The sequence below is a fragment of the Pseudoalteromonas ruthenica genome (assembly GCF_008808095.1).
Classification (GTDB): domain Bacteria; phylum Pseudomonadota; class Gammaproteobacteria; order Enterobacterales; family Alteromonadaceae; genus Pseudoalteromonas; species Pseudoalteromonas ruthenica.
The window spans coordinates 2,600,530-2,622,884 of sequence record NZ_CP023396.1 but is presented as its reverse complement, the minus strand read 5'-3'; the positions used below and the strand labels follow the sequence as shown (position 1 = coordinate 2,622,884).

Here is a 22,355-nt window from a genome sequence, read left to right as displayed (position 1 = left end):
GCTGTGGGCTCGAATTAAATGTGGCGCCATCATAGCAGGAGTCACCTTACTAATTAAACATTTGCATTGGCTTTGGTAGGTCTTTTGGGATAGTAATCCGGTATTGCAAACCTTGGCCTGGCTCGCTGCTCACTTCAATCTCACTCCCCAAGGTTTGTTTAACCAAATTGAAGGTGATATGAGTGCCCAGACCACTGCCGCCCTGGTCACGTTTGGTGGTAAAGAAGGGGTCAAACAGTTTATCTAGCTGTTCGGCATCAACACCACGACCATTATCACGATAGTTAATATCCACTAAGCCATCATTTTCGCTCACATCAATAGTGATAGTGCCCTTTTCGACACCTTCAAAGCCATGAATGAGTGAGTTCATAATTAGGTTAGTGAAGATTTGGCTAATAGCACCAGCAGGTAAATTGAGCACCAAGTTATCGGGGCAGTTTACATCCACCTGGTGTTGAGTTTTCTTAATTTTTGGGTGCAGTGAGCGAATCACCTCGCCCAAGTATTCTTTAAAGTTTATGGTGCGTACCGCTTCACTGGCCTGATCGACTGCTATTTGTTTAAAGCTGGCAACTAATTCTGAGGCGCGGGCAAGGTTTGAAGTGAGCAGTTCAGTACTTTGCTTCGCATCTTTAATAAACTCTTCTAGCGCTTTCGGAGAAAGTGTTTTTTCTTTATAAGCATGCTCAATGGCATCGAGACGCTCTTGTAAGAAGGAGGTTGCGGTAACACCTATTCCCACAGGCGTGTTGATATCATGAGTGATACCCGCGACTAAACCACCCAGCGCTGCCATTTTCTCCGAGCCAAGCAAGCGCTCTTGGGCCAAATTGAGCTCATCGACATAACGCTGCATCTCGCTTTGCTTGGTTAGCAACTCTTGTTCGGTATGACGGCGCAGTTCAATTTCCTCTGTTAAGTTGAGCTTTTGTTTTTCCAGCTCATATTTCTGCTGCTGCAAATCCATCATCGCTTGGCTTAGGTTTGAGGTTTTTCTTGCTACCTCTTGCTCCAGCTGTAAGTTTTGCTGGTCCAGTTTTTCATTGCTTTTCAATAACTCTTTTTGGGTGTGTTCCAGTTTATTGCGATACTCGACTACTTTATTGATCATGTTGTTGAATGACTGCGCCATGACATTCAACTCGTTTTTTTCATTACTATCGAGGTTTATTCTTGTCCCTTCTAAGTCATCTAGCTCAAGGCTTTCAATCTGCTCGGTAAGTTGATTGAGCGGATGGGTGAGGTGTTTACGAAAAGCCAATAAAAACAATAAGATCAAAAACGCGGTTTTGATCATGGCGTTGCCGACCAGAAGATAGATTGACACGATAATACGGCTGACAACCACATCTCGGCTGGAAAAAAGTGTGACATCACCCACTTGAGTAGCGCGCCCAGAAAACTCAAAAATTAACGGAAAGGTGTAACCAAATAATCCGGAGGGAGTATCTTCTATGATAGAAGCATCTTGCACTAATTGTTGCGAGTAAAGCTCGCGAATGTCTAAAGAGCGCCCGAGTTGAGAGATCACTTCGCCGCTGTCATCGCGGACAATAATTCCTTCAACCATAGGGATAGCAATTAACCCTTCGGCGATGGTAATACTTTGATCAGTATTTAATTCCCAAATTGCGCGGGTAAGGCTGCCACTAAAGGTCTTTTGCAGTGTTTGTAGTTCATCGCGTATGTAGTTTTTGGTATTCAAGTACTCAGCAAAAACTTGGCCGCAAGTGACAACAAATGTGAGTAAAAAATACACCGACAAAACACTGGTTAGGAGCTTCTTCGACAAACTATTATGCAACATACGAGTACAGAGCCCTTGTATAAACCATGAAAAAGCGATGATAAAACGTCAATTATCAGCCCTAAATTCGCCATTGGCTTCAAAAACCTAAAGCTAGCCAAGATTCTTGAAAAAATAAATAAAATAATAGCTTAAAGACTGCAGATTAACAAAAATCTGTGGCCTGCGGTGTTAAGATTTGTTTATAGCTATGGTATAACCTACTGATATAAGTTTTACCCTCAAATGGCGTAGTAATGGCTTTTCAGGTGTTAGTCTGTGACGATTCCGTAATGGCTCGAAAACAAGCGAGCAAAGCGGTTATGTCTATTTTGCCTTGCGCGGTGACGCACGCTACAGATGGTGAACATGCACTGACGCTAATGAGCGAACAACACTTTGATCTTCTCTGTTTAGACCTCACCATGCCGAAAATTGACGGTATCGGGGTATTACAACAAATGCGCACACGCAAAATAGAAACCTACGTAGTGGTTATTTCTGCCGACGTACAGTCGCAAATGAAGCAGCGCACAGCGCAACTCGGCGCCCTTGGGTTCATTAATAAACCGGTAAAAACAGATGCTTTAGCTGATGTTTTGCATAAATTTGGCGTTTACTAATCTTAGTTATATCTAAAAAGCATATTTTTTCTTTTCTTTAGCTGTTGACAGAAATAGTCATTTTCGTGCAGTCTAGAACCATGAACACAAATTACGCAACACTGACCACCATTATTACCACCACCATCCTTAGTGGATAGTGGCATGGGTCGGTGCGCAGAGAAAAAAGGCCTATGCTCACTGAGCATAGGCCTTTTTTTTGGCCTATCGTCACGACCTGGTAAAAAGGTGTTATAGGGAATGAGGAAAACATGCAAGTACTAAAGTTTGGAGGCTCGTCACTGGCCGATGCCAGTTGTTTAAAGCGAGTAAGTGAGATTGTCCGCCAGGAGCTCAAAGAGCAAATGCTGCTGGTATTGTCAGCCCCCGGCGGTATGACGGATACATTGGTGGGATTAGCTGAGAGTGCGGCGGCAGGTGCAGATATCCAGTCACAGTGGCAACTGTTTTATGAACGTGCACACACTTTGAAAGACGAAGTGTGTGAGCAAAATCAGCAGCCTACAAACTGGCCCGATTTTACGCAGTTAAAACAAAAGCTAGAAGGCGTGGCTTTATTAGGACAGTGCCCGGATTCGGTGTTCGCTTATGTAATTAGCTTTGGTGAGCGCATTAGTGTGGCCTTGATGCAGGTGCTACTCGATGATTTTCGCCCTCATTATATGAGTGCGGAACAAGTTATCCGCTCCAGCGGTGGCTACTTAAACGCTGAAGTTGATCTAGATATATCAAAACTACAGTTTCGTGAATATTTGCACGCTAACCCCGCAAAAATATATATTATGCCTGGCTTCACCGGGGCCAATGACGATTCCCAATTGACCACGCTAGGGCGTAATGGCTCCGACTATTCTGCTGCTGTTGCAGCCGCTTGTTTAGAGGCCGATATCTGTCAAATCTGGACCGATGTTGACGGTGTGTATAGCGCTGACCCTCGCTATATCAAAGGGGCCACTAAGGTCGATTTTCTGTCTTACAAAGAAGCGATGGAACTCTCTTACTTTGGCGCTAAAGTCTTGCATCCCAAAACCATTGTGCCATGCGCAAAAGCGGGCGTGCCATGTGAGATAAAAAATACCCACAACAGTAAAGAACCCGGCTCATTGATCAGTGATGAAGTCACTGAAAGTGAGCCGGTAAAAGCGATCTCAAGTTTACAAGACTTGGCTATGCTCACGGTGTCAGGGCCGGGCATGAAAGGCAAAGTCGGCATGGCGGCCAAAGTGTTTACTGCGCTAGCAGCCGATAACGTCTCTATTGTTCTCATCACCCAGTCCAGCTGTGAGTTCAGCATTAGCTTTTGCGTGCATCAGCAAGATTTAGCCTTGGCGCTGCATGCTCTCGAACAAGCCTTTGAACTTGAGTCAAAAGCGGGGCTTATTGAGCCTGTACAAGTGCAGCGGAATTTGGCAATCGTTACCCTAGTTGGCGATAACATGCGAGCACACAAAGGCTTAGCAGCGAAGTTCTTTGCCTCGCTGGCGCAGGCTCAAGTGAATATCGTTGCCATAGCCCAGGATTCAACAGAGAGTTCAATTTCTGCGGTTGTTGATGGTGAGTTATGTAATGATGCAGTGAAGGTTTGTCATGAGAACTTCTTTACCCATGTGCCTTCTATTGATGTTTTCCTGCTCGGCTGTGGACTTGTTGGCAGCGAGCTGCTAAGCCAAGTGCGTAGGCAACAACAATGGTTGCAACAACGTAATATCAAACTCAAAGTCCGAGGCGTGGCCAACTCCCGACAGATGCTGTTAAACAGTGACGGGATTGATCTAGAAAATTGGCAGCAGCCATTGGCGCAGACCTCGCAGCAATTTGATCTAACCTTGCTGGAACAGTTCGTTAAGCAAAACCATCTGATTAACCCGGTGTTAGTGGATTGCAGCTCCTCTGGTGCGCTCGCTGCTCAGTATGCCGATTTCCTTAATGCTGGTTTTCATGTGGTAGCGGCTAATAAAAAGGCCAATACCAGCTCGCAGGCTTACTATCAGCAGCTCAAACTCGCTGCGCAGCGCAACAATCGCCGCTTTTTGTATGAAACCAATGTTGGCGCCGGCTTACCCGTGCTCGATAACCTGCAGTTGTTATTCGGTGCCGGTGATGAGCTTCTGCATTTTAGCGGCATTTTATCGGGATCGTTATCTTATATGTTCGGTGTTATCGGTGATGGCTTAAGCCTGTCACAAGCAACCATCAAAGCTAAAGAAAATGGCTTTACCGAGCCGGACCCTCGTGATGACCTTTCAGGGACTGATGTCGCCCGTAAACTACTTATTATCGCTAGGGAGTCTGGTTTGGCACTTGAGCTGGATGATATTGAAGTGGAGTCGGTATTGCCGCCGGGCTTTGCCGAGGGACTAAGCGTTGATGAGTTTATGGCTAAATTACCACAACTTGATTCAGATTTTGCCGATAAGGTTGCCAGCGCCCAAGCCGAAGGAAAGGTCTTGCGTTATGTTGGCGCAATTGAAGATGGTCATTGTCGTGTTGGTATTGAAGCCGTTGATAGTCGACATGCGTTGTATGACATTCGTGACGGCGAAAATGCCTTAGCTATTTTGAGTCAGTATTATCAGCCCAAGCCTTACGTTATTCGCGGTTATGGCGCAGGAGCCGAAGTGACCGCAGCGGGAGTTTTCGCTGATATTTTGAAAACCTTACCACGTTAGGAGAGGGCCATGATTGAAGTTTATGCGCCGGCCTCGATTGGTAATTTTGCGGTTGGATTTGATGCGTTGGGAGCGGCTATTGCACCCATTGATGGCACTTTGTTGGGCGATGTGGTGCGAATTAGCGCCAGCGCTGATACAGAATTTGTGTGCTCAGGGCCTTATGCCCATAAATTGCCACAACAGGCAGAGCAAAATTTAGCCTTTATGTGCATGGCGCACTTTCGTGCCACGGTCGCACCAGATATGCCGACAGCGCGTATGGAGTTAGTTAAGAATCTGCCCATTGGTTCAGGTCTGGGATCCAGCGCCTGCTCAGTGGTTGCGGCACTTGCTGCGCTGAATAAATTTGCCGGCACTGAGCTCAGTGAGGATGCACTCATAGAGCTAATGGCTGATTTTGAAGCTAAGGTCAGCGGCGCTCGTCATTATGACAATATCACGCCGTGTTTGCTTGGTGGTTTGCAGCTCACAGGGGCGCTGATACCTGGTCGTTCACTGACGATCCCCACTCCCAGTAACTGGTATCCAGTGGTCGCGTTTCCCGGTTTCACCCTTAATACCGCTCAGGCTCGAGCAGTGCTGCCGCAGCAAATGAGCTTACACCATGGTATTGAATTTGCTCAGCGGCTCAGTGCATTTTGTACGCTAATGCATCAGCAACAGCATGAGTTAGCGATGGAGCTGATGGTTGATACGGTTGCTGAGCCCTATCGCAGTGAATTGATCAGCGGTTTCAGTGCCGCTAAAAAGGCGGTGCTAGAGTTAGGCGCGAAGGCGGTGAGTATTTCTGGTGCTGGGCCGACGCTTTTTGCACTATGTGACAATATCAATGATGCTAAAAACTGCCAGCAGTGGTTACAGCAGAACTATGTAAATGAACAAGGCTTTAGTCATATTTGTCAGATAGATACGGCAGGTACGCGGGTTTTGAATGAGGGAAAAGAATAATGCGGTTGTATAATTTAAAAGATGATAGCCAGGTGGTGTCTTTTGTTGAGGCGGTAAAAACGGGGTTAGGGCGCAATCAAGGGGTGTTTTTTCCGCAACAGCTAACGCCACTGGATAATATGGATGCCTTATTGGAAATGGATTTTGTCTCGCGCAGCACACAAGTACTGACGCACTTGATTGGCGATGAATTGAGCCCTAATGTGGTCGCTGAAATGGTGCAGGGAGCGTTTACTTTTCCAGCACCTTTGGTTCACGTTGCCGACAACCTCCATTGTTTAGAGCTTTTTCATGGCCCTACCTTGGCATTTAAAGATTTTGGTGGGCGCTTTATGGCGCAGTGCCTTGCCCAGTTCAGTAACTCAGAAAAGGTCACTATTCTCACAGCCACCAGTGGTGACACTGGCGCTGCAGTAGCTCATGCTTTTTATGGCAAAGAGAACATCGATGTGGTGATCCTGTACCCTGAAGGCAAGATATCAGAGGCGCAGCAAAAGCTGTTTACAACCTTAGGTAATAATATTCACTGTTACAGTGTTAAGGGCTCGTTCGACGATTGTCAGGCCATGGTTAAGCAAGGGTTTTTAGATGACGAGCTCAAAACACGTTTGCGCCTTAATTCTGCGAATTCTATTAATATTAGTCGCTTACTCGCGCAGGTATGTTATTACTTTGAGGCGGTGGCGCAGTTGCCCAAAGCGCAGCGAGACAAAGCGCACATCTCGGTGCCGAGCGGTAACTTCGGTAATGTGTGCGCAGCGATGATAGCTTCGCTGATTGGCTTACCCATTCAAAAACTCTCGGCAACAACAAATCAAAATGACACGGTGCCGCGCTTTATCGCCTCCAAAAAATGGCAGCCGCATGAGACTCAAGAGTCTCTGTCTAATGCTATGGATGTCAGTCGGCCCAATAACTGGCCTCGTGTACAAACGATGTTAGACAGTGGTCGTTTCAGCTATGACGATTTCTTTTCTCATGCTGTGGATGAGGAGCAAACCGCTGTGGCGATGCGTGAATTACAGAGCATGGGCTATCAAGCTGAGCCACACACCGCGATTGCTTATGAAGGGTTAAAAGCGGATTTAGCACCTGAGCATCAGGGGATTTTCCTAGCTACGGCCCACCCGGCTAAGTTTCAAGCCAGCGTGGAGAAGATTTTAAATGTTGAATTAGCGATGCCAAAGGCGCTTAGCGATGCCTTGGCTAAACCTTGCCTTGCTGAGCCGATGAGTGCAGATTATCAACAATTACGGCAAGCGCTGCTGGCGAAATTAGGTTAATTTGGTAAGCTAGCAATATCGATAACAAACGGCCTTTAGGGCCGTTTTTTTAATGGAACCGAGCAGCATGACATCTTGGTCTGATTTATTAGCAGAGCAGAAACAGCAGCCTTACTTTCAACAAACCTTGGATTATGTGCACCAACGCCGAGAGCAGGGCGTAGCTGTGTATCCGCCTCAAGAACAGGTATTTGAGGCATTTCGCGCCACCGCGTTTGAAGATGTGAAAGTGGTGATACTGGGTCAAGACCCATACCATGGTCCAAATCAAGCGCATGGCTTATGTTTTTCGGTGTTACCTGGGGTAAAACCGCCGCCGTCATTGGCGAATATGTATAAGGAATTGGCGCAAGATATCGCTGGATTTAGCATCCCTCAACATGGATATTTACAGTCTTGGGCACACCAAGGGGTGTTGCTACTCAATACCGTATTGACCGTTGAACAAGGGCAAGCACACTCGCATAAGCACCTCGGCTGGGAGCGTTTTACTGACGTGGTCATCGAACAGCTTAACCAACATGGCAAGGGCATTGTGTTTTTGCTTTGGGGCGCACACGCTCAGAAAAAGGGCAAGCACATCGACACGCAAAAGCACCATGTGCTTAAGGCACCTCATCCGTCGCCGCTGTCAGCACATCGCGGTTTTTTTGGCTGTGGTCACTTTTCCAAAGCCAATGAAATCCTTACCAACCAAGGTCAAGCTGCCATTGATTGGACTCTAGCCGAGCAAATATAACGCAATAAAAAAGAGGGCATATAGGCCCTCTTTTTTATGTTGGTATCAAAAATCTAACTCTTCTAAACCAATGTCATCGCTGAACAAGTCTAGTTCTTGCAGTTCTTTGCGCAGACGTTGCTTATCTTTTAGTGCTTCGATTTCGCGCCATTTACGTTTTTTATTTCGACCGGATGTCTTTTTGGTCTCTGGACCTTCTATTATTTTTATTAGTTCATTCAGACTATCCATGACACTCTCCTGTATAACTAACGCAATCAATCTATACCACAGTTGGTATAAAAATAAAACGAAAATGTTTAACCAAGGTTACAGAAAAGTGATAATTCTATTACGAGCGGAAAGGGCAGAGAAATGGCGGCCTTGTGGGCCGCCGAATGGTGTTAGAGTTGTTTAAAACGAGCCTCTAAATCTTGCTGAGCTTTAGCAAAAGCACGAATTCCCTCGGCGAGCTTTTCAGTCGCCATCGCGTCTTCGTTATGCAACCAGCGGAATTCACTCTCTGTGAGTGCTTCAGGCTTAGGCTGTACATCGTTTGCACCGCTTAACAAGTAATCTGTATTAGCTGGCAACTCGGCTAATTCCTCGAGCAATGCAGGGCTTATGGTGAGGCGATCACAGCCCGTTAAGGCAAGAATTTCACCGGTGTTACGGAAGCTGGCACCCATGACGATAGTGTCGTAGCCGTGGCTTTTGTAAAAGTCATAAATACTGCGCACCGATTGCACGCCTGGGTCTTGCAATGGATCGTTAGGCTTCTCCATCCCGTTAGCAACATGCCAATCGAGAATACGGCCCACAAAAGGTGAAATAAGGTAAACATTGGCATCGGCGCATGCACGGGCTTGGGCGTCACTGAATAACAGCGTAAGGTTGCAGCGAATGCCTTCTTTCTCAAGTTGCTCGGCAGCTTTGATCCCTTCCCATGTCGATGCAATTTTAATTAAAATCTTGTCACGGCTCACGCCTTCTAAATCATACAGCGCGAGTAACTGTTTGGCTTTGGCGATGGTTGCTTGGGTGTCAAATGATAAACGCGCGTCCACTTCGGTGGAGATGTAACCAGGCACAATATCAGCGATTTCTTTACCGATTAATACGGCAAAATAGTCACAGGCTAATTCGAGTTGCTGCTGCGCATCAGTGCTTTGCTCTTTGGCGTACTGCCATGCTTTATCCAGATAGGGCTTGTATGCGTCTATCTCACTCGCTTTAAGCAGCAAAGAGGGGTTAGTCGTTGCATCTTGAGGTTGATGTTTACGAATCGCTTCAATATCACCGGTGTCGGCTACAATGGTTGAATGTGCTTTCAACTGTTGCAGTGCTGTAGTCATGTGCTTTCCTCATTCCAAGCATAAAATCTGCTGAGCTTGCCTGTTGCTTGAAAACGCCAGACAAACATACATAGGTTATTTCGTTTATGTTGCACCTAAGTGACAACCAAAGGGAGGTCAATTGTCCGTGCATTGATGTCGCTATTGGCTAGCGCGCATGGAACCGACGCGCACCGTACAAGTGAACTTGCAGGTAGAAAGGTCGATTTTTGAATAAAGCGTGATTTTTGCTTTATTTAATGTTGAAATTGACACTAATTACTAGGCAAGTCAACTGCAATTATGATTACTGTTATATCTCCAGCAAAGAATCTTGATTACGATACGCCTGCGCCAACGCAGGACTACACGCAGTCAGAGCTGCTGAGCCACAGTGAAGAGCTGATCGAGGTGTGTCGCGAGCTTTCGCCGCAGCAGCTTGGCAGCCTCATGAAGATTAGTGATAAGCTAGCGGGGCTCAATGCCGCACGCTTTAGTGAGTGGTCGCAGCCATTTACCCCTGAGAATGCAAAACAAGCGGTGTTTGCATTTAATGGCGATGTTTACACAGGCCTTGATGCATCAAGCTTAGAGGATAAAGCCTTAGCCTATGCGCAGCAGCATCTACGCATTCTCTCTGGCCTTTACGGGGTGTTAAAACCACTGGATCTGATGCAGGCTTACCGCTTAGAAATGGGCACCAAATTAAATAACCCCCGAGGCACAAATTTATATCAATTTTGGGCAGAGGTTATCGCCAAAAAATTAAATGAAGCCATGGCGCAGGCGGGCACATCCACGTTGGTTAACTTGGCTTCGAATGAATATTTCAAAGCGGTGGACAAAAAAGCACTCGACGGGGCGATTGTTACGCCTGTATTCAAAGACTGTAAGAACGGCCAATACAAGGTCATCAGTTTTTATGCTAAAAAAGCGCGAGGGATGATGGCGCGTTATATTATCGAAAACCAAGTGGACTCGTTATCGGCTTTACAACGTTTTGATAGCGCGGGGTACTATTTCAGCGCTGAAGCGACGAAAAAAGACAACGAACCGGTGTTTTTGCGCGACGAACAAAGTTAATTCCACATAGGGCTCTGCTGTTCTCTTTGAAGGTGAGGATGAGAGCCCGCAAACCCTTCCCCAGTCATCTTCCCCACTAATATGGCAGCTATCTTGCATCATTTACGCTTTATCTACTTATGCGCATGAATGGAGCATTGCATGTTCGCTAATTTCAATGTCGAAAAAGCACAAAAACTCATTGAAGAAAAACTCGGTGGTTGGCTAGAGACCGCAATCAGTCATATTCCTAACTTAGTGGTGGCGATTGTCATTACTATCGTCTTTGCGCTGTTGGCGCGGGTGCTAGGCTCAATCATTAGCAAAGTATTAAAACGCTCTTTGGACTCCGAGCAGATTGCAGGTTTAATGACCTCGATCGTGAAGATTTTGATTCTCACGCTCGGGGTGTTTATCGCCCTAGATTTCTTAGGGTTAAAAGGCACTGTCACTTCATTGCTCGCGGGTGCGGGGATTGTCGGTTTGGCTATCGGTTTTGCCTTTCAAGATATGACCGAGAACTTGATTGCCGGTGTCGCCATGGGTATTCGTAAACCCTTTAGACCCGGCGATGTAATCGAAAGTGGCGATGTGTTTGGCACCGTAAAATCAATTAATCTGCGCAATACGTTAGTAGAGAACTTTTACGGTCAGTTGATCATTATTCCCAACAAGATTCTGTTTCGCAATATTCTCACTAACTACAACTATCTCGGTACCCGCCGTATCGAAGTGCCGGTCGGTATTTCTTATGGCGATGATATCGAAGCAGCAGAAAAAGCCATTGTCGAGCACATCAATAACCTCGACTTTGTTATTCGTAAAGAGGATACCGCCGTTTACGCCGATGGCTTTGGTGATAGCGCTATCAATCTGCTGGTTTGGTTCTGGATAGCCTACCCAAATGATGACCCAGGTTACATGGAAATCCGCAATCAAGCCTACATTACCGTTAAAAAGGCGCTCGACAGTGTGGATGTGACTATTCCATTTCCTATTCGCACCTTGGATTTTGGTATCAAAGGCGGTGAAAAGCTGGTGCAGATGTTGCCGTCACAGTCACCAGAAGAAGGGGCGCATAAGCAACGAGGCCAGGATGAAAAACCGGGTCAGGACAGTGAATAGCGACACATGTGCGCGGCTGCTGACTCGGTAAAAGCTGCAAGCGGGTTATAAAATTTTCCCGCTTCTTCTGGTTATTCGCAGTAATTGGGGAGTGCAAGTTGTAATTAGCCTACACCTTGGCGCCATCGTTTAAATCAGACCCAGCTCGATGCCTCGCAACACAGCGCGGGTACGATCGCGCACCATCAGCTTGGCTAAAATAGCAGAGACCTGATTGCGCACTGTGCCTGCGGATTTATGCAGCGCCTCGGCAATCTCGGCGTTAGAGAATCCAGCAGCCACCAAGCGGAGGATTTCCAGCTCACTGAGACTGAGTGTTTCGTATTGGGTAAATTCATACAGCGGGGGATTATTCGGGCGTGAGGCGTGACAGGCGATAGTTTGTGTTACCGCCGGTTGTAACCAGCGTTGTCCTTGGCTGAGCGCGATGATGGCATCGGTGAGCACCGCAAAGGAAATATCTTTACGTAGATAGCCATCAGCACCAAGGCGAATGCTTTTGAGTACTAAATCATGCTCGTCAAAGGTCGAAAGTAGCATGACAGCAACAGGGAGCTTGGCATTGCGGATCTCACGCAATGCGTCAATACCACTGACTGTTGGCATACGAACATCTAACACCAAGACATCGATCGGGTTGGCCGTGAGCCAAGTAACTATATGCTCTGCGTGGTTGCGTTGTGCGCTTACCTGCAAATCAGGATGCAGTGCTAATAAGCTACATAATCCCTCAAGCACCAAATTTTGATCATCGACCACTGCCACTTTAATCACTATCAGCCTCCGCACCTAACGGAAGCGCGATATCCAGGCGCGTGCCGGTCGCGAGCGAAGTCACAGTCAGCTCGCCGTCAAGTTGCATCACACGCTCTTGCATCCCCTTGAGCCCGTTCCCCCATTGATGGTGGCTAATACCCATACCGTCGTCCTCAACGCGCCAAAGTAACCACTGTTGCTGACGCCACAAGGAAATATCACAGCGCGTAGCGTACGCATGTTTGCGCACGTTAGTAAGCGCTTCTTGGGTGGCACGAAACAGCAACTCGGCGATTCGCGCATCACGCACTTTTACACGCTCACTGTAATGCAGCTGGATAACAGGGTGAACAGTATCTGCAATCAGTGTTGTTAGCGCCTGCTTGAGATCAATATTATCGAACGCCCTTAGAGTACTCACCGTATCGCGCGTATGCGCCAGTAAATCAGTGATTATATGTTTGCACTGCGCCAAAGGAGGTTGCGCTGAGTGGCTGAGTTGTTGGGCCAGTTCCAGTTGTAAATTTAACGCCGTTAGGCCATGTCCTAACGAGTCGTGGATGTCTCTAGCGATGCGCAGGCGTTCATCGCGCTTGGCGGTATCTTGCAGTAAAACCTGGGTGGCACTGAGCTCTTGGAGTAGGGCCTTATTGCGCTCGTTGGCTCGGCGCTCATCAAGTAAGGCGTAGGATAAGCGCAGAGCAAACAAGTGATAAGCGATGAATAAGAGAGTATTCACGAGGTCGTAGGAGGTGGGCGTGGTGGCAAAATAGGCTAAAGGCATAACCAGTGCCAAAGCTAAGCACACTATTAGCGGCGCCAGATAGACAAGGCTTGCTACATACACCACAGAGAGGATTAAAATGAGACCACTTTTTATCCAAAGCAGTAGTATCAGCAACAGACTAAATTGTGCTGTGGCCAATATTTTCTGGGATCGAAAAGTTCTCTGTGGGCCCGTAGTACGCAACAAGTGCAACATGACAAAACCAGTGAACACAGCAGCGACGAACACATCTGGGTAAGGCAAGTTGAAGCGCAGTACATCTTGTTGATGATGCAGCGAGTAAAATACAAAACCAGCGACGATGGCGCAGGTGAATAGTACTAGAACAGAGCCAGTCCAATTCGCTATAAAGTGGTTACTTTGCCATGCCTTCATGTTGTTGCGTCCATGCGTTTACTGCTCGGTATATAAAGCTTTTAAGCCTTGTTGGTTAGCCACAAGTAAGTATGAGCGATTGAACGAGATAGTACATAGGTCGACATTTTTTTGCGCTATTTTTACGTCAGAATCGCAATCACTGCCATGCACAAAAGCACTTAGCTCACCTGCATCTAGGCTAAAAGCGTGTCCCTTAATGCTAACCTGAATTGGCTCGGCAGCAAAGATACGTAGAGCGTAGGCGTTGTCTTGGTTATCTTGTTGCTGCTCTATAAGGCTTATGTTTATCTGAGCAGCGTTTTGCCAGGCGACAACGTGGTATGCGTGATCATATTCCACTTCCACTTTCTTTTGCGCTACTGGGCCAAATACGTTTCTTGCTGCAACATAAAGGGAGAGCTTTCTGTTGGCATTACTCTCGTGAGTAATGGCATATTGCTGCGCATCTTTTGCTAGGGTAGCGAGGTAATAATCATCATCTGCCACGTCGCGTTCATCACCGTTAAGTTGGGTGTTGGCGATGTGGTAATCCAGCTCGTAGTCAGTGGCATTAAGCAGGTAGTAATCATTTTTATAATAATCACTGCCAAAATTAATGGTTTCCAGCTCTTCCTCTAAATCATCCGATGAGCAGGCGCTCAGAAACAGTGCGGCGGTCGTTAACAATAACCAGTGTGACTTCATCGTTTTATCCTTAATGGCAATGGGTGTATGCCCAAGTTTATCCATCAAGGAATGACACGCATGTGTCAAAAGTCATAACTGTATAATGAACTTTTAAAAAGAGGGGTCGTTACTGGCGGGCGTAATTACTGAATTCACGTAGTGACAGCTTGCCATCTTTGTCCTGATCATAGCTGCTAAAGCGTGACCATAACGCGGGTTCTTGAGCGGCTTCTGATTTACTAATGGCACCATCGCGGTTGCGATCGAGTTCTTTAAAGCGCGACTCCACACTCCCAGCGTGGGCAGTGCTCAGAGAACTTAGAGCAATTAATGAGATAAATACAGTGACTATTACTTTCATATGAGTTCCTTGCGCGCGACTACGCACTTATATTGTTAGCCTAACGAATCGATTTTCACACGCCAACCAGAATAAGATTAATGGCTCGATTAGTGCGATTAAGTCCTAACTGGGTGTTAATTGTTGTTGCCTGAACCGAGCAAATTCATCGGCACTGAGTGTGTTATCTCGATTACGGTCGAGATCAGAAAAGACAGGCGCTAAACCATCAAGCTGCTGCGCTTCCAAATACGAAATAGAGTGATTATGATCACTATCTAAATGTTGAAATGAAACCTGGCTTTTTGCAAAAGTGACTGTTATCACCGTGAGAAAAGCAACGAAAACACTTAAACGTCGCACTGCATCCTCCAATTCATAGTGGCTTAATTCAAAAGCAGGTATAACCGATTTATCATGGCAAAGTCATACCCGCGCAGCATTAACAAGAACAATGCCAGTTTTTGTTCTTGTTAAAATTCATAGGGTTAGTACGTTGGTCATGAGGGTAGTTAGGTAAAGTTGTTGCCAAATAGCAACAGGTGGCGCGTTAATTTTTAAATTTATATATATTTCAAAGGTTTACGGATTCGCAAATTTGCAACAGGAGGCAAGTTGATAAAACAGTTATGGCGTTGGCGGCCCAATCTATTTGCACAATTTTTTATTGGCGTAGCCATTCTGTTGGTGCCACTGGCTTTAGTCGTGGTGGTGTTCTTGCAGGCCCTTGATAAGCACATGGTGAATACTCAGCAAATGGTTCTGAGTAGTTATCAAAAAAATGAGCAATTCAATGAATTTAAACAACTTTTTCAGTCTCTGGAGCGTGCAACCCTGCAAAATTGGGTACTGCAAAGTGAGCAGTTAAGTGAAGCGGTAGCACAGCAATGGCAAAAAGCAGATACGATGCTGGATAGCCAAATCAGTGCCGCTGATGTATTCAGTGAACAAAGCCGTTGGCAAGAGCTGTATGCCACCTTTAGCGCTACCCGCGATGAATTGCGTAATAGCCAAACGCAAAACGCACAATTGTTTGTTCCTTTACGCCAGCAGATTAATACCCATGGTCAGTGGCTGCACGAACACACTAAAAAGCAAGTGACGCATGCGCAGCAAGCTCTGGCTGATTTACAACAAAGCTTTATCCATTGGCTGGTGGCCTTGGTGCCTATTGTGTTGCTTTTTGGTGGCGGGTATCTATGGCGTATTAGCAGCCGACTCAGCTACCTTTCACGGGTGATTGGGCGCTTAGGCAAAGGTGATTGGGATGTTGATATTAAGCTCACGGGTGCCAAAGAATTAAGAGAGCTGGGGCAGAAGCTGCATTGGATGCAGCAGCAACTACAAGCGTTAGAGCAGCAAAAGGATACGTTCTTACGCCATGTTACCCATGAATTAAAAACCCCCCTGGCATCAATGGTGGAAGGCTGTGATCTGCTTAGCGAGCAAGTCGTTGGGCCCATTAACGAGCAACAGCAGGATGTGCTGGAGCTGATCAGCCAAAGCACCGAACGACTAAGAGCGATGATTCAAAGTTTGCTCAATTATAACGCTATTCGCTCACGCACCGCCAATCCGCGCCCGTGTGATCTTGCTGACTTAAAACACCAAGTGTTAGAGCATTTCGCTGATCGCTTAGCGTTAGCGCAGCAGAAGGTAAATTGGCAGTGTGATAAAAAACTCGCTATGCTGCGCCTTGATGGCGAATTGGTACAAATGATTTTGGTGCAGCTACTCTCGAACGCCATTAAGTTTTCTCCACCGGGTGCCACCATCACCGTCGCGATTAGTCAAAGTAAGTCTGAGGTTGAATTAAAAGTATGCGACCAAGGGCCTGGAATTTCTAAGGCTGAGCAAGAACGTCTGTTTGACGCTTTCTTCCAAGGCAAAGCGGGCAAGTCTAGTCGCTTGCAGGGCAGTGGGTTAGGTTTGTCGATAGTTAAAGAATGTGTTGACCAACTCAACGGTGATATTAATATTCATTCAGTTTCCCCTAAGGGCAGTTGCTTTACGCTGCATTTCAATCAGTAATGGAGTTCATTATGAATAAGTTTGTCGCCTTGGTGAGCCTTGGTATGATCAGCATGCTAAGTGCCGGCTGTCAGTTGCTAGGGAGCGCAGAACCCAGTGCAACTGTGGTTGAACAACCCAAAGCGCCAACAACAGTGGTGGTCGGTACGCCCAACCCGAAACCGCGTCCAAAACAGCCGCCATCTTACCCCAGCGCACAACAGCTAGTGCAATGGCATGCACAGCAGTGTGGTGGTTTTGCCGCCACGGCGCAGGATAACGATGAAACTTTCATTGCCGAGCCGCAACTGAAACAATTTTTTGCGCGCTTATGCTTGCGAGGGCAAACGCAGCCACAAGAAATGTTGGCTGAACTCGAAGTCGTGAGTGCCCAGTATTACTGGCCTGAATCTAGCGCTCGCTACTTCTGGTTGCTGAAACAGCAACTTATCGCCAATGCGCAGATGCGCCAGGAGTTACAAGCGCAAAAGCAAGAGCAAGCGCAAATGAAAGCGCGCATGCAAAAAACCTTGTCTTCGCTTGCCGCAATAGAGCAACAGCTATTGCAGCGCAGTACCCAGCAGGAGAGTGACAATGAGTACTAAGTCCAAAGTTTTATTAGTGGATGATGATGAAAGCCTACTGAAGTTACTCACCATTCGCCTGTTAGCCAATAACTATGAGGTTAGCACCGCGAATTGTGCCAGTGATGCCTTAAGCGAGCTGCAACAACAGCACTTTGATGTGCTTCTTACCGACTTGCGCATGGATGATATCGATGGCATGCAACTCGCCGAACAAGTGCAGCAACTTTACCCGACCATGCCGGTGGTGATGATGACCGCACATGGCTCTATTCCTGATGCGGTGAAGGCTACCAAGCAGGGCGTGTTTGCCTTTTTGACTAAACCCATAGATAAAGACGAGTTAATCGATACCCTAGCTAAAGCGGTGCGCCTGCACGGTCATAGCCAAGGTCAGCAAAGTAACCATCATGGTATCGTTACTCGCAGTGCCACCATGCATCACCTGTTAGAGCAGGTGCGAATGGTTGGCGCCGCTGATGTGAATGTGCTGATCTCTGGGGCCAGTGGTACGGGTAAAGAGTTATTGGCCAAAGCAGTGCATGAAAATAGCAATGTCAGTGATGGACCTTTTGTCGCCATCAACTGTGGTGCGGTGCCCGCAGAGTTGTTGGAATCACAGCTGTTTGGTCATAAAAAAGGGGCTTTTACCGGGGCCACAACGGACCATGTGGGGTTATTCTCACAGGCCGAGGGAGGCACCTTATTTCTCGATGAAATTGGCGATATGCCTTTGAATCTGCAGGTGAAGCTATTGCGGGTGCTGCAAGAGAAAACGATTCGCCCGGTAGGTCATAGCGAAGAAATCCCCGTTAATGTGCGGGTGGTGTCGGCAACCCACAAAGACCTACCCACGGCCATTAGTGAAAATACCTTCCGTGAAGATTTGTATTACCGCTTAAATGTCGTCAACCTGCGCCTACCGGCGTTAAATGAGCGTCGCGAAGATATCTCGCTGTTGGCACATTACTTTTGTGAGCAAATTGCGGCGCGCCAAGAGCAGGCGGTGAAACGCTTCAGTGACGATGCTATGGACTTGTTACTGCGCCATGATTGGCCCGGTAATATTCGTCAGTTGCAAAATGTGGTGGAGCAAGTTGTGGCGCTTAGCCCTAGCGAGCTTATCAGTGCGAAGCAAGTGGCGCTAGCGCTGCAATGTGAGATGGAGTCGAGCTCACCCATCGCCCTTAATGAAGCGAAAAAGCAATTCGAGCGTGAGTATTTGATTCGCGTTTTGAAAATGGTGGATGGCAATGTCGCCCAAGCCGCTAAACTCGCCAAGCGTAACCGCAGTGACTTTTATAAGTTGATTAAAAAGCACGATATTGACGCTGAGCAGTTCGCGCCATCGGCAAGTAAGTAAGGGCCATTCTAAGGCTCTTACAATCTCAATAACTCATAGATATACTGACTCTTTTAAGACGCATGGAATAATTTAATGCAGTTATTTATGGTGTATTTAGGTGGGCGTGTTCGCGGCTGTCATATTGAAATGCACGACGTACGCTTTGTGGTTGGGGAGTCCATTGACGATACCTACTCAAAACTCAAGGCGCAATGGGTCGGTGACAAGGACAAGGTGCATATGGACTCGTATATGGCTGTTAACGATATTGATGGCTACCACATTGCCATTGCCGACACGCCGCAAAATCGTCCAGAACGTTTGTATTTTGTGAACTTAGGTGCCTATGAAGCGGATAAAATGGCTGAGCAACATGCCTTCACATTGACCGTTGCACACAGCGCCGAGCAAGCCAAACAGCAAGTCAAACAACGTTATTTAACGCACATGAGCCATCAGCATAAAGATGATCTCCATGAGGTGGATGACTGCTTTGCCTTGGATTTGCTCGATAACCAATACCATATTCACCTAACCCCAAGCGGACGCTCGCAAACAATCAAGCCGGATTGGTTTGGTTATCACGTATTGTAGCGACCTGATTACTCCTCGTCCTGCTCATCTTGTTCTTGTTTGATGGCCATGCGTATCGCAATAATGACTAACGCAAACAATGCAAAGGGCAGGGCCGCGAGGGCGTACTCTACGATATGGCTATCTTGATAGTTGGGTTGCAACACAAAGTGACCACCCACACATAAAGCGATAGCAATAAATAAAATAGGCAGTAGGGCAAGTTCTTTTTTAGCGCGGTGTGGTTTCACAAAAATAAGGCACGAGGAGAAGACGTGCCTTATTGTAATGAACCTTCACTGTTAGGTTCAAGGGGTATTGGCTGAGGAGGCGTTGGCTCAGCGTGTTCGCTATTATTAAAGAGCGCAAAAATATACTCAATCTCCTCAGGTTGAAGAAGCTGACCTGTCATACTCATTTGTGCTCCATAATTGCGACGATGACCTAACTCTAACGCTTTAGGAATGAATAGGTCGTGAATCAATCTTGGATTATTTTAATGGTCAGTGAAAAGACCACGCCACTGCCATCAGCGAGGTTTTCAGCCTTTATTTGTGCCTGATGATAATCGGCAATAAGCCGCGCCACGTACAAGCCTAATCCCAAATGGGGCTGCTGCTGCTTATCTTGCTCGCGCACCGACACCATGGAATCAAAAATATGCTCACCAATATCCGCAGGAAGCGCGGGGTCTTGGTTACTCACTTGAAGTACAGCGTGCTGAGCTTGGCGCTCAAGGGATACGCCAATCGCGCTGCCCTCGTAAGCAAACTCCAGAGCGTTGTTAATCAGCTTATCTAACAGCTGCGCTAAAAAATCAGCTGAACCTTCCACGGGAATAGCCGAGTCGCTAATGTTGATGTCAAAGTGTGCTTGCGGGTATGCGAACTGATAACCCTGCATACAGCCATGCACCACTTGCTGCAGATCGTAATGCTCTTTTTTTGCTGTTGAGATACTTTGCTCTAAGCGTGTTGCTTCGCTCATGGTGGTGATCAATTTGTTCAGCCGATTGACCCCTTCTTGAGCGCGGGTGAGGTACTTTTGCTGTTGTGGCTCGGTGGCGATCATTTGCAAGTTTTCTAATGAGCTGCGCACCACCGCCACCGGTGTGCGTAATTCATGAGACAGGCGTGAGGACATATTCTCCAGGTAATGGGTATAGCCGCCTAAGCGATTAACGATGTTGGCGAAGCTGCGGGATAAGTCACCAATTTCATCACTGTCTTTACTCAGTGTTAAGGTACCGCGAACACGACCTTGCTCATCAATGGCTTGCTCGGCGCTGTCACGCAGGCGACGAATGCGCGAGGAAATACGAGAAGCGAAGAAAAACAGCGAGATGGTGCCGATAAACATCACCGCCAAAATCACGTTAAATAGCTTTTCCAGTGCCTTGTTGCGCAGCGTACGTACGCCATTGGTGGTCTCTTCTGCGATCACCGCGCCGAGCACTTGGTCATCACCCCAAATAGGGTAGGCGGCACTGAGAATAACGGCTTTGTTATCCGGTGTCAGGCGCCAGTTGGAGGCCGGCTTGCCTTTTAGGGCGTTGGCTATGTGGCTGCCTTCAAGGGCGGCTACATCGTGCAAGGTATCTAAAAAATCACTGGGCGGGCGGGTGAGAATTTTATAGTACAGTGGGTGTAAAAAGCGCTCTTCGAAACGTTGCCACGCTCCTTGTTGTTCGTTTTCTTGTAACGAGCTTGCCCAGACGCCATCGGCATGTTGAATGGTGCCAGACTGTGCTAATACTCGATGATGTTTATCGACAACCCAAATGCGGCTGCCGCTGTGACCCATGCCTTTAATAATGCGCTTGATCTCAGGCGATGGCAGCAACACGGTGCCAAGGCGGTTGGCATCATGCACATTGGAGGTGGCCATGAGGTGGCGCTGCTGTTGGCCATCGTCCCAATCACTGATAGCAAAGCCCAGTTTGTTACCAAGCATATTTAAGGGCATACGCAGCTCGATGTTATAACCTTGTGCAGTGCGCCGGAAATAGCCCTGAATTTGTGTGTAGGGTTGCAGTGAAGGCAGTTCAAAGGCGTTGACCCAGCCATCTTCGCGGGTCGCGATAATGTAATTCGTAAGCTCCCCCTGTGGCGTTTTTATGGCGATTTTTAAGTGGTCGTTGCGACTCACGCCAAGGGCATTTTTGGGGCGGTAACGCACGATGTCATCTCGCACCGCGAACACCGCGTACAGGTAATTACCATACTTGCCGACCATATGACGAAAAGAGAGATCAGCGTTGTCATGCTCTGGGTTGGGGGTACTCAGGTATTGGCCATGATACTGCCACATTAACTCTTGATAAGGCTGCCAATCACCCAATTCGCCATCAAGCCGAATGGCATTATCGATGCTGTAGGCGTACAGGTCGCGGCCTTTCTCGACCTTGTCGGTAAATTGACTGGCGTTTTCAAACAGGGCCGGGCGTTCGTGTAAGGCTGTGGCCAGAGCTCGGGTGGTGCCCACTAAGGTTTTTTCTTGTCCTTTACGTAGGTACTTTTCCATTTCCCAGACGTATTCGTAGCCAAGCCATGGCAGGACGAATAAAAAGCAAGATAACACAATGACCTTACTGCGCAGGCCGAGGCCAAATCGTGCCATTTACTTCATTTCCCAGCGATAACCCATGCCATAGACGGTGTTGATACAATCAAAGCTAGCATCAATGGCTTGGAATTTTCTGCGAATACGTTTTACGTGCGACGTGATGGTGCTGTCATCGACGTATATTTTCGCATCGCTCATTAACTCATCACGACTTTTTACGTGACCAGGGCGCTTAGCAAGCGAATGTACCATCCAAAACTCGGTTACGGTCAGATCCACGGCTTGGTTTTGCCAAGCAGCGCGCATCCGCTTGAGGTCTAGCTCCAAATCGCCTTGCTCTATGGTTTCATTCGCTTGCGGGGGCGTCTCTTGTGCTTCCACGCGGCGAAACAACGCACCAATACGCGCTGCTAAATGGGCCATGCTGATATCTTTGGTGAGGTAATCATCGGCCCCCATACGCAGGCCACAGACTGTATCAATTTCGCTGTCACGGGCAGTTAAAAAAATAATTGGCAAAGTATGTGAGCGGGCACGCAAACTTTGGCACAGCATAAAGCCACCATCAATCTCATTGCCTAAGCCAATATCGACGATGGCGAGATCCGGTAGTTGCTCAAACAGCGCTCTTTCAGCACTGGGCCTGTCGGCAAACCCTTGTACTTGGTAGCCTTGTCCTTCGAGCATTTCAACGTAGTTATCGCGAATAGCAGCTTCGTCTTCGATAATGGCAATGCGTTTCATAATCCGTGTGCTGAGTTTTTTGTTGTGAGCGCTACTATATCGCGAATTTAGCG

23 protein-coding genes are annotated in these 22,355 nt (G+C 47.3%); 11 read left to right on the top strand and 12 right to left on the bottom strand.

The features are described from left to right. Window positions 1-49: 49 nt before the first annotated feature. A complete protein-coding gene (locus PRUTH_RS12195; protein WP_151173372.1) occupies window positions 50-1,810 on the bottom strand; it encodes a sensor histidine kinase in 1,761 nt (586 codons plus the stop codon). Window positions 1,811-2,046: 236 nt separating this feature from the next. Here PRUTH_RS12195 and PRUTH_RS12190 point away from each other — a divergent pair, with 236 nt between their 5' ends. The 5 genes from PRUTH_RS12190 (at window position 2,047) to ung (ending at window position 8,054) form a co-directional block, all read left to right on the top strand. Further along, window positions 2,047-2,412: a response regulator gene (locus PRUTH_RS12190; protein ID WP_138547096.1), complete on the top strand. Its 366-nt coding sequence runs from the start codon at window positions 2,047-2,049 to the stop codon at window positions 2,410-2,412. 251 nt (window positions 2,413-2,663) lie between these two features. After that, window positions 2,664-5,081, top strand: a complete 2,418-nt coding sequence (thrA, locus tag PRUTH_RS12185) for a bifunctional aspartate kinase/homoserine dehydrogenase I (RefSeq protein ID WP_151173371.1) — start codon at window positions 2,664-2,666, stop codon at window positions 5,079-5,081. Between the two features lie 9 nt (window positions 5,082-5,090). Then, the gene (thrB, locus tag PRUTH_RS12180; RefSeq protein WP_151173370.1) at window positions 5,091-6,032 is read left to right on the top strand and encodes a homoserine kinase; all 942 of its coding nucleotides are present in this window, start codon (window positions 5,091-5,093) and stop codon (window positions 6,030-6,032) included. Beyond that, window positions 6,032-7,315 carry a threonine synthase gene (gene thrC / locus PRUTH_RS12175; protein WP_151173369.1) on the top strand — a complete coding sequence of 428 codons (1,284 nt, stop codon included), beginning with the start codon at window positions 6,032-6,034 and terminating at the stop codon, window positions 7,313-7,315. The genes thrB and thrC overlap by 1 nt, the downstream gene beginning before the upstream one ends. 67 nt (window positions 7,316-7,382) lie before the next feature. Then, window positions 7,383-8,054 (top strand): uracil-DNA glycosylase, encoded by a 672-nt coding sequence (gene ung, locus PRUTH_RS12170; RefSeq protein ID WP_138587690.1) that lies wholly within the window; start codon window positions 7,383-7,385, stop codon window positions 8,052-8,054. Window positions 8,055-8,099: 45 nt separating this feature from the next. Here the strand turns inward: ung and PRUTH_RS12165 are convergent, their stop codons facing one another. Then, window positions 8,100-8,285, bottom strand: coding sequence for a DUF3545 family protein (locus tag PRUTH_RS12165; protein WP_022943433.1), 186 nt, complete (start codon window positions 8,283-8,285; stop codon window positions 8,100-8,102). A 152-nt stretch (window positions 8,286-8,437) separates the two neighbouring features. Next, entirely contained in the window at window positions 8,438-9,388 is a 951-nt protein-coding gene (tal, locus tag PRUTH_RS12160; RefSeq protein ID WP_045979309.1) for a transaldolase, read from the bottom strand. 282 nt (window positions 9,389-9,670) lie between these two features. Between tal and yaaA the strand changes: the two genes are divergently transcribed. Further along, on the top strand, window positions 9,671-10,450 hold the full coding sequence (gene yaaA / locus PRUTH_RS12155) for a peroxide stress protein YaaA (protein ID WP_151173368.1): 780 nt from the start codon (window positions 9,671-9,673) through the stop codon (window positions 10,448-10,450). Window positions 10,451-10,591: 141 nt separating this feature from the next. Beyond that, window positions 10,592-11,554: a mechanosensitive ion channel family protein gene (locus tag PRUTH_RS12150; RefSeq protein WP_022943436.1), complete on the top strand. Its 963-nt coding sequence runs from the start codon at window positions 10,592-10,594 to the stop codon at window positions 11,552-11,554. A gap of 129 nt (window positions 11,555-11,683) precedes the next feature. Here the strand turns inward: PRUTH_RS12150 and PRUTH_RS12145 are convergent, their stop codons facing one another. The 5 genes from PRUTH_RS12145 to PRUTH_RS12125 all read right to left on the bottom strand — a co-directional run bounded on the left by PRUTH_RS12145 (window position 11,684) and on the right by PRUTH_RS12125 (window position 14,844). Next, a complete protein-coding gene (locus PRUTH_RS12145) occupies window positions 11,684-12,328 on the bottom strand; it encodes a response regulator transcription factor (RefSeq protein WP_170268944.1) in 645 nt (214 codons plus the stop codon). Further along, entirely contained in the window at window positions 12,321-13,472 is a 1,152-nt protein-coding gene (locus PRUTH_RS12140) for a sensor histidine kinase (RefSeq protein ID WP_151173366.1), read from the bottom strand. The genes PRUTH_RS12145 and PRUTH_RS12140 overlap by 8 nt, the downstream gene beginning before the upstream one ends. An 18-nt stretch (window positions 13,473-13,490) precedes the next feature. Further along, complete coding sequence (locus PRUTH_RS12135) at window positions 13,491-14,159, bottom strand: hypothetical protein (RefSeq protein WP_151173365.1); 669 nt, start codon at window positions 14,157-14,159, stop codon at window positions 13,491-13,493. Between the two features lie 109 nt (window positions 14,160-14,268). After that, on the bottom strand, window positions 14,269-14,502 hold the full coding sequence (locus PRUTH_RS12130; protein ID WP_022943440.1) for an EF-hand domain-containing protein: 234 nt from the start codon (window positions 14,500-14,502) through the stop codon (window positions 14,269-14,271). A 105-nt stretch (window positions 14,503-14,607) separates the two neighbouring features. After that, a complete protein-coding gene (locus PRUTH_RS12125) occupies window positions 14,608-14,844 on the bottom strand; it encodes an EF-hand domain-containing protein (protein ID WP_022943441.1) in 237 nt (78 codons plus the stop codon). A gap of 252 nt (window positions 14,845-15,096) precedes the next feature. Between PRUTH_RS12125 and PRUTH_RS12120 the strand changes: the two genes are divergently transcribed. The 4 genes from PRUTH_RS12120 to PRUTH_RS12105 all read left to right on the top strand — a co-directional run bounded on the left by PRUTH_RS12120 (window position 15,097) and on the right by PRUTH_RS12105 (window position 19,014). Further along, window positions 15,097-16,512: a sensor histidine kinase gene (locus PRUTH_RS12120; RefSeq protein WP_138587685.1), complete on the top strand. Its 1,416-nt coding sequence runs from the start codon at window positions 15,097-15,099 to the stop codon at window positions 16,510-16,512. Between the two features lie 11 nt (window positions 16,513-16,523). Beyond that, window positions 16,524-17,096 carry a hypothetical protein gene (locus PRUTH_RS12115; RefSeq protein WP_022943443.1) on the top strand — a complete coding sequence of 191 codons (573 nt, stop codon included), beginning with the start codon at window positions 16,524-16,526 and terminating at the stop codon, window positions 17,094-17,096. Next, window positions 17,086-18,438 carry a sigma-54-dependent transcriptional regulator gene (locus PRUTH_RS12110; protein ID WP_022943444.1) on the top strand — a complete coding sequence of 451 codons (1,353 nt, stop codon included), beginning with the start codon at window positions 17,086-17,088 and terminating at the stop codon, window positions 18,436-18,438. The genes PRUTH_RS12115 and PRUTH_RS12110 overlap by 11 nt, the downstream gene beginning before the upstream one ends. A gap of 75 nt (window positions 18,439-18,513) precedes the next feature. Continuing rightward, on the top strand, window positions 18,514-19,014 hold the full coding sequence (locus PRUTH_RS12105; RefSeq protein ID WP_022943445.1) for a DUF1543 domain-containing protein: 501 nt from the start codon (window positions 18,514-18,516) through the stop codon (window positions 19,012-19,014). Between the two features lie 8 nt (window positions 19,015-19,022). Here PRUTH_RS12105 and PRUTH_RS12100 read toward each other — a convergent pair whose 3' ends face one another. From PRUTH_RS12100 to pdsR, 4 genes are all read right to left on the bottom strand, one after another. Then, on the bottom strand, window positions 19,023-19,244 hold the full coding sequence (locus PRUTH_RS12100; protein ID WP_045979315.1) for a hypothetical protein: 222 nt from the start codon (window positions 19,242-19,244) through the stop codon (window positions 19,023-19,025). A gap of 29 nt (window positions 19,245-19,273) precedes the next feature. Next, window positions 19,274-19,411 (bottom strand): hypothetical protein, encoded by a 138-nt coding sequence (locus PRUTH_RS19150; protein ID WP_157576255.1) that lies wholly within the window; start codon window positions 19,409-19,411, stop codon window positions 19,274-19,276. Window positions 19,412-19,473: 62 nt separating this feature from the next. Next, window positions 19,474-21,612 carry a proteobacterial dedicated sortase system histidine kinase gene (gene pdsS, locus PRUTH_RS12095; RefSeq protein ID WP_151173364.1) on the bottom strand — a complete coding sequence of 713 codons (2,139 nt, stop codon included), beginning with the start codon at window positions 21,610-21,612 and terminating at the stop codon, window positions 19,474-19,476. Next, window positions 21,613-22,302 carry a proteobacterial dedicated sortase system response regulator gene (gene pdsR, locus PRUTH_RS12090; RefSeq protein ID WP_022943449.1) on the bottom strand — a complete coding sequence of 230 codons (690 nt, stop codon included), beginning with the start codon at window positions 22,300-22,302 and terminating at the stop codon, window positions 21,613-21,615. Window positions 22,303-22,355: the final 53 nt, after the last annotated feature.

Excerpts from the sequence above, each read along its gene's own strand:
- PRUTH_RS12195 (WP_151173372.1), bottom strand. The coding sequence starts at position 1,810 with ATGTTGCATAATAGTTTGTCGAAGAAGCTCCTAACCAGTGTTTTGTCG.
- PRUTH_RS12190 (WP_138547096.1), top strand. The coding sequence starts at position 2,047 with ATGGCTTTTCAGGTGTTAGTCTGTGACGATTCCGTAATGGCTCGAAAA.
- thrA (WP_151173371.1), top strand. The coding sequence starts at position 2,664 with ATGCAAGTACTAAAGTTTGGAGGCTCGTCACTGGCCGATGCCAGTTGT.
- thrB (WP_151173370.1), top strand. The coding sequence starts at position 5,091 with ATGATTGAAGTTTATGCGCCGGCCTCGATTGGTAATTTTGCGGTTGGA.
- thrC (WP_151173369.1), top strand. The coding sequence starts at position 6,032 with ATGCGGTTGTATAATTTAAAAGATGATAGCCAGGTGGTGTCTTTTGTT.
- ung (WP_138587690.1), top strand. The coding sequence starts at position 7,383 with ATGACATCTTGGTCTGATTTATTAGCAGAGCAGAAACAGCAGCCTTAC.
- PRUTH_RS12165 (WP_022943433.1), bottom strand. The coding sequence starts at position 8,285 with ATGGATAGTCTGAATGAACTAATAAAAATAATAGAAGGTCCAGAGACC.
- tal (WP_045979309.1), bottom strand. The coding sequence starts at position 9,388 with ATGACTACAGCACTGCAACAGTTGAAAGCACATTCAACCATTGTAGCC.
- yaaA (WP_151173368.1), top strand. The coding sequence starts at position 9,671 with ATGATTACTGTTATATCTCCAGCAAAGAATCTTGATTACGATACGCCT.
- PRUTH_RS12150 (WP_022943436.1), top strand. The coding sequence starts at position 10,592 with ATGTTCGCTAATTTCAATGTCGAAAAAGCACAAAAACTCATTGAAGAA.
- PRUTH_RS12140 (WP_151173366.1), bottom strand. The coding sequence starts at position 13,472 with ATGAAGGCATGGCAAAGTAACCACTTTATAGCGAATTGGACTGGCTCT.
- PRUTH_RS12135 (WP_151173365.1), bottom strand. The coding sequence starts at position 14,159 with ATGAAGTCACACTGGTTATTGTTAACGACCGCCGCACTGTTTCTGAGC.
- PRUTH_RS12130 (WP_022943440.1), bottom strand. The coding sequence starts at position 14,502 with ATGAAAGTAATAGTCACTGTATTTATCTCATTAATTGCTCTAAGTTCT.
- PRUTH_RS12115 (WP_022943443.1), top strand. The coding sequence starts at position 16,524 with ATGAATAAGTTTGTCGCCTTGGTGAGCCTTGGTATGATCAGCATGCTA.
- PRUTH_RS12110 (WP_022943444.1), top strand. The coding sequence starts at position 17,086 with ATGAGTACTAAGTCCAAAGTTTTATTAGTGGATGATGATGAAAGCCTA.
- PRUTH_RS12105 (WP_022943445.1), top strand. The coding sequence starts at position 18,514 with ATGCAGTTATTTATGGTGTATTTAGGTGGGCGTGTTCGCGGCTGTCAT.
- PRUTH_RS19150 (WP_157576255.1), bottom strand. The coding sequence starts at position 19,411 with ATGAGTATGACAGGTCAGCTTCTTCAACCTGAGGAGATTGAGTATATT.
- pdsS (WP_151173364.1), bottom strand. The coding sequence starts at position 21,612 with ATGGCACGATTTGGCCTCGGCCTGCGCAGTAAGGTCATTGTGTTATCT.
- pdsR (WP_022943449.1), bottom strand. The coding sequence starts at position 22,302 with ATGAAACGCATTGCCATTATCGAAGACGAAGCTGCTATTCGCGATAAC.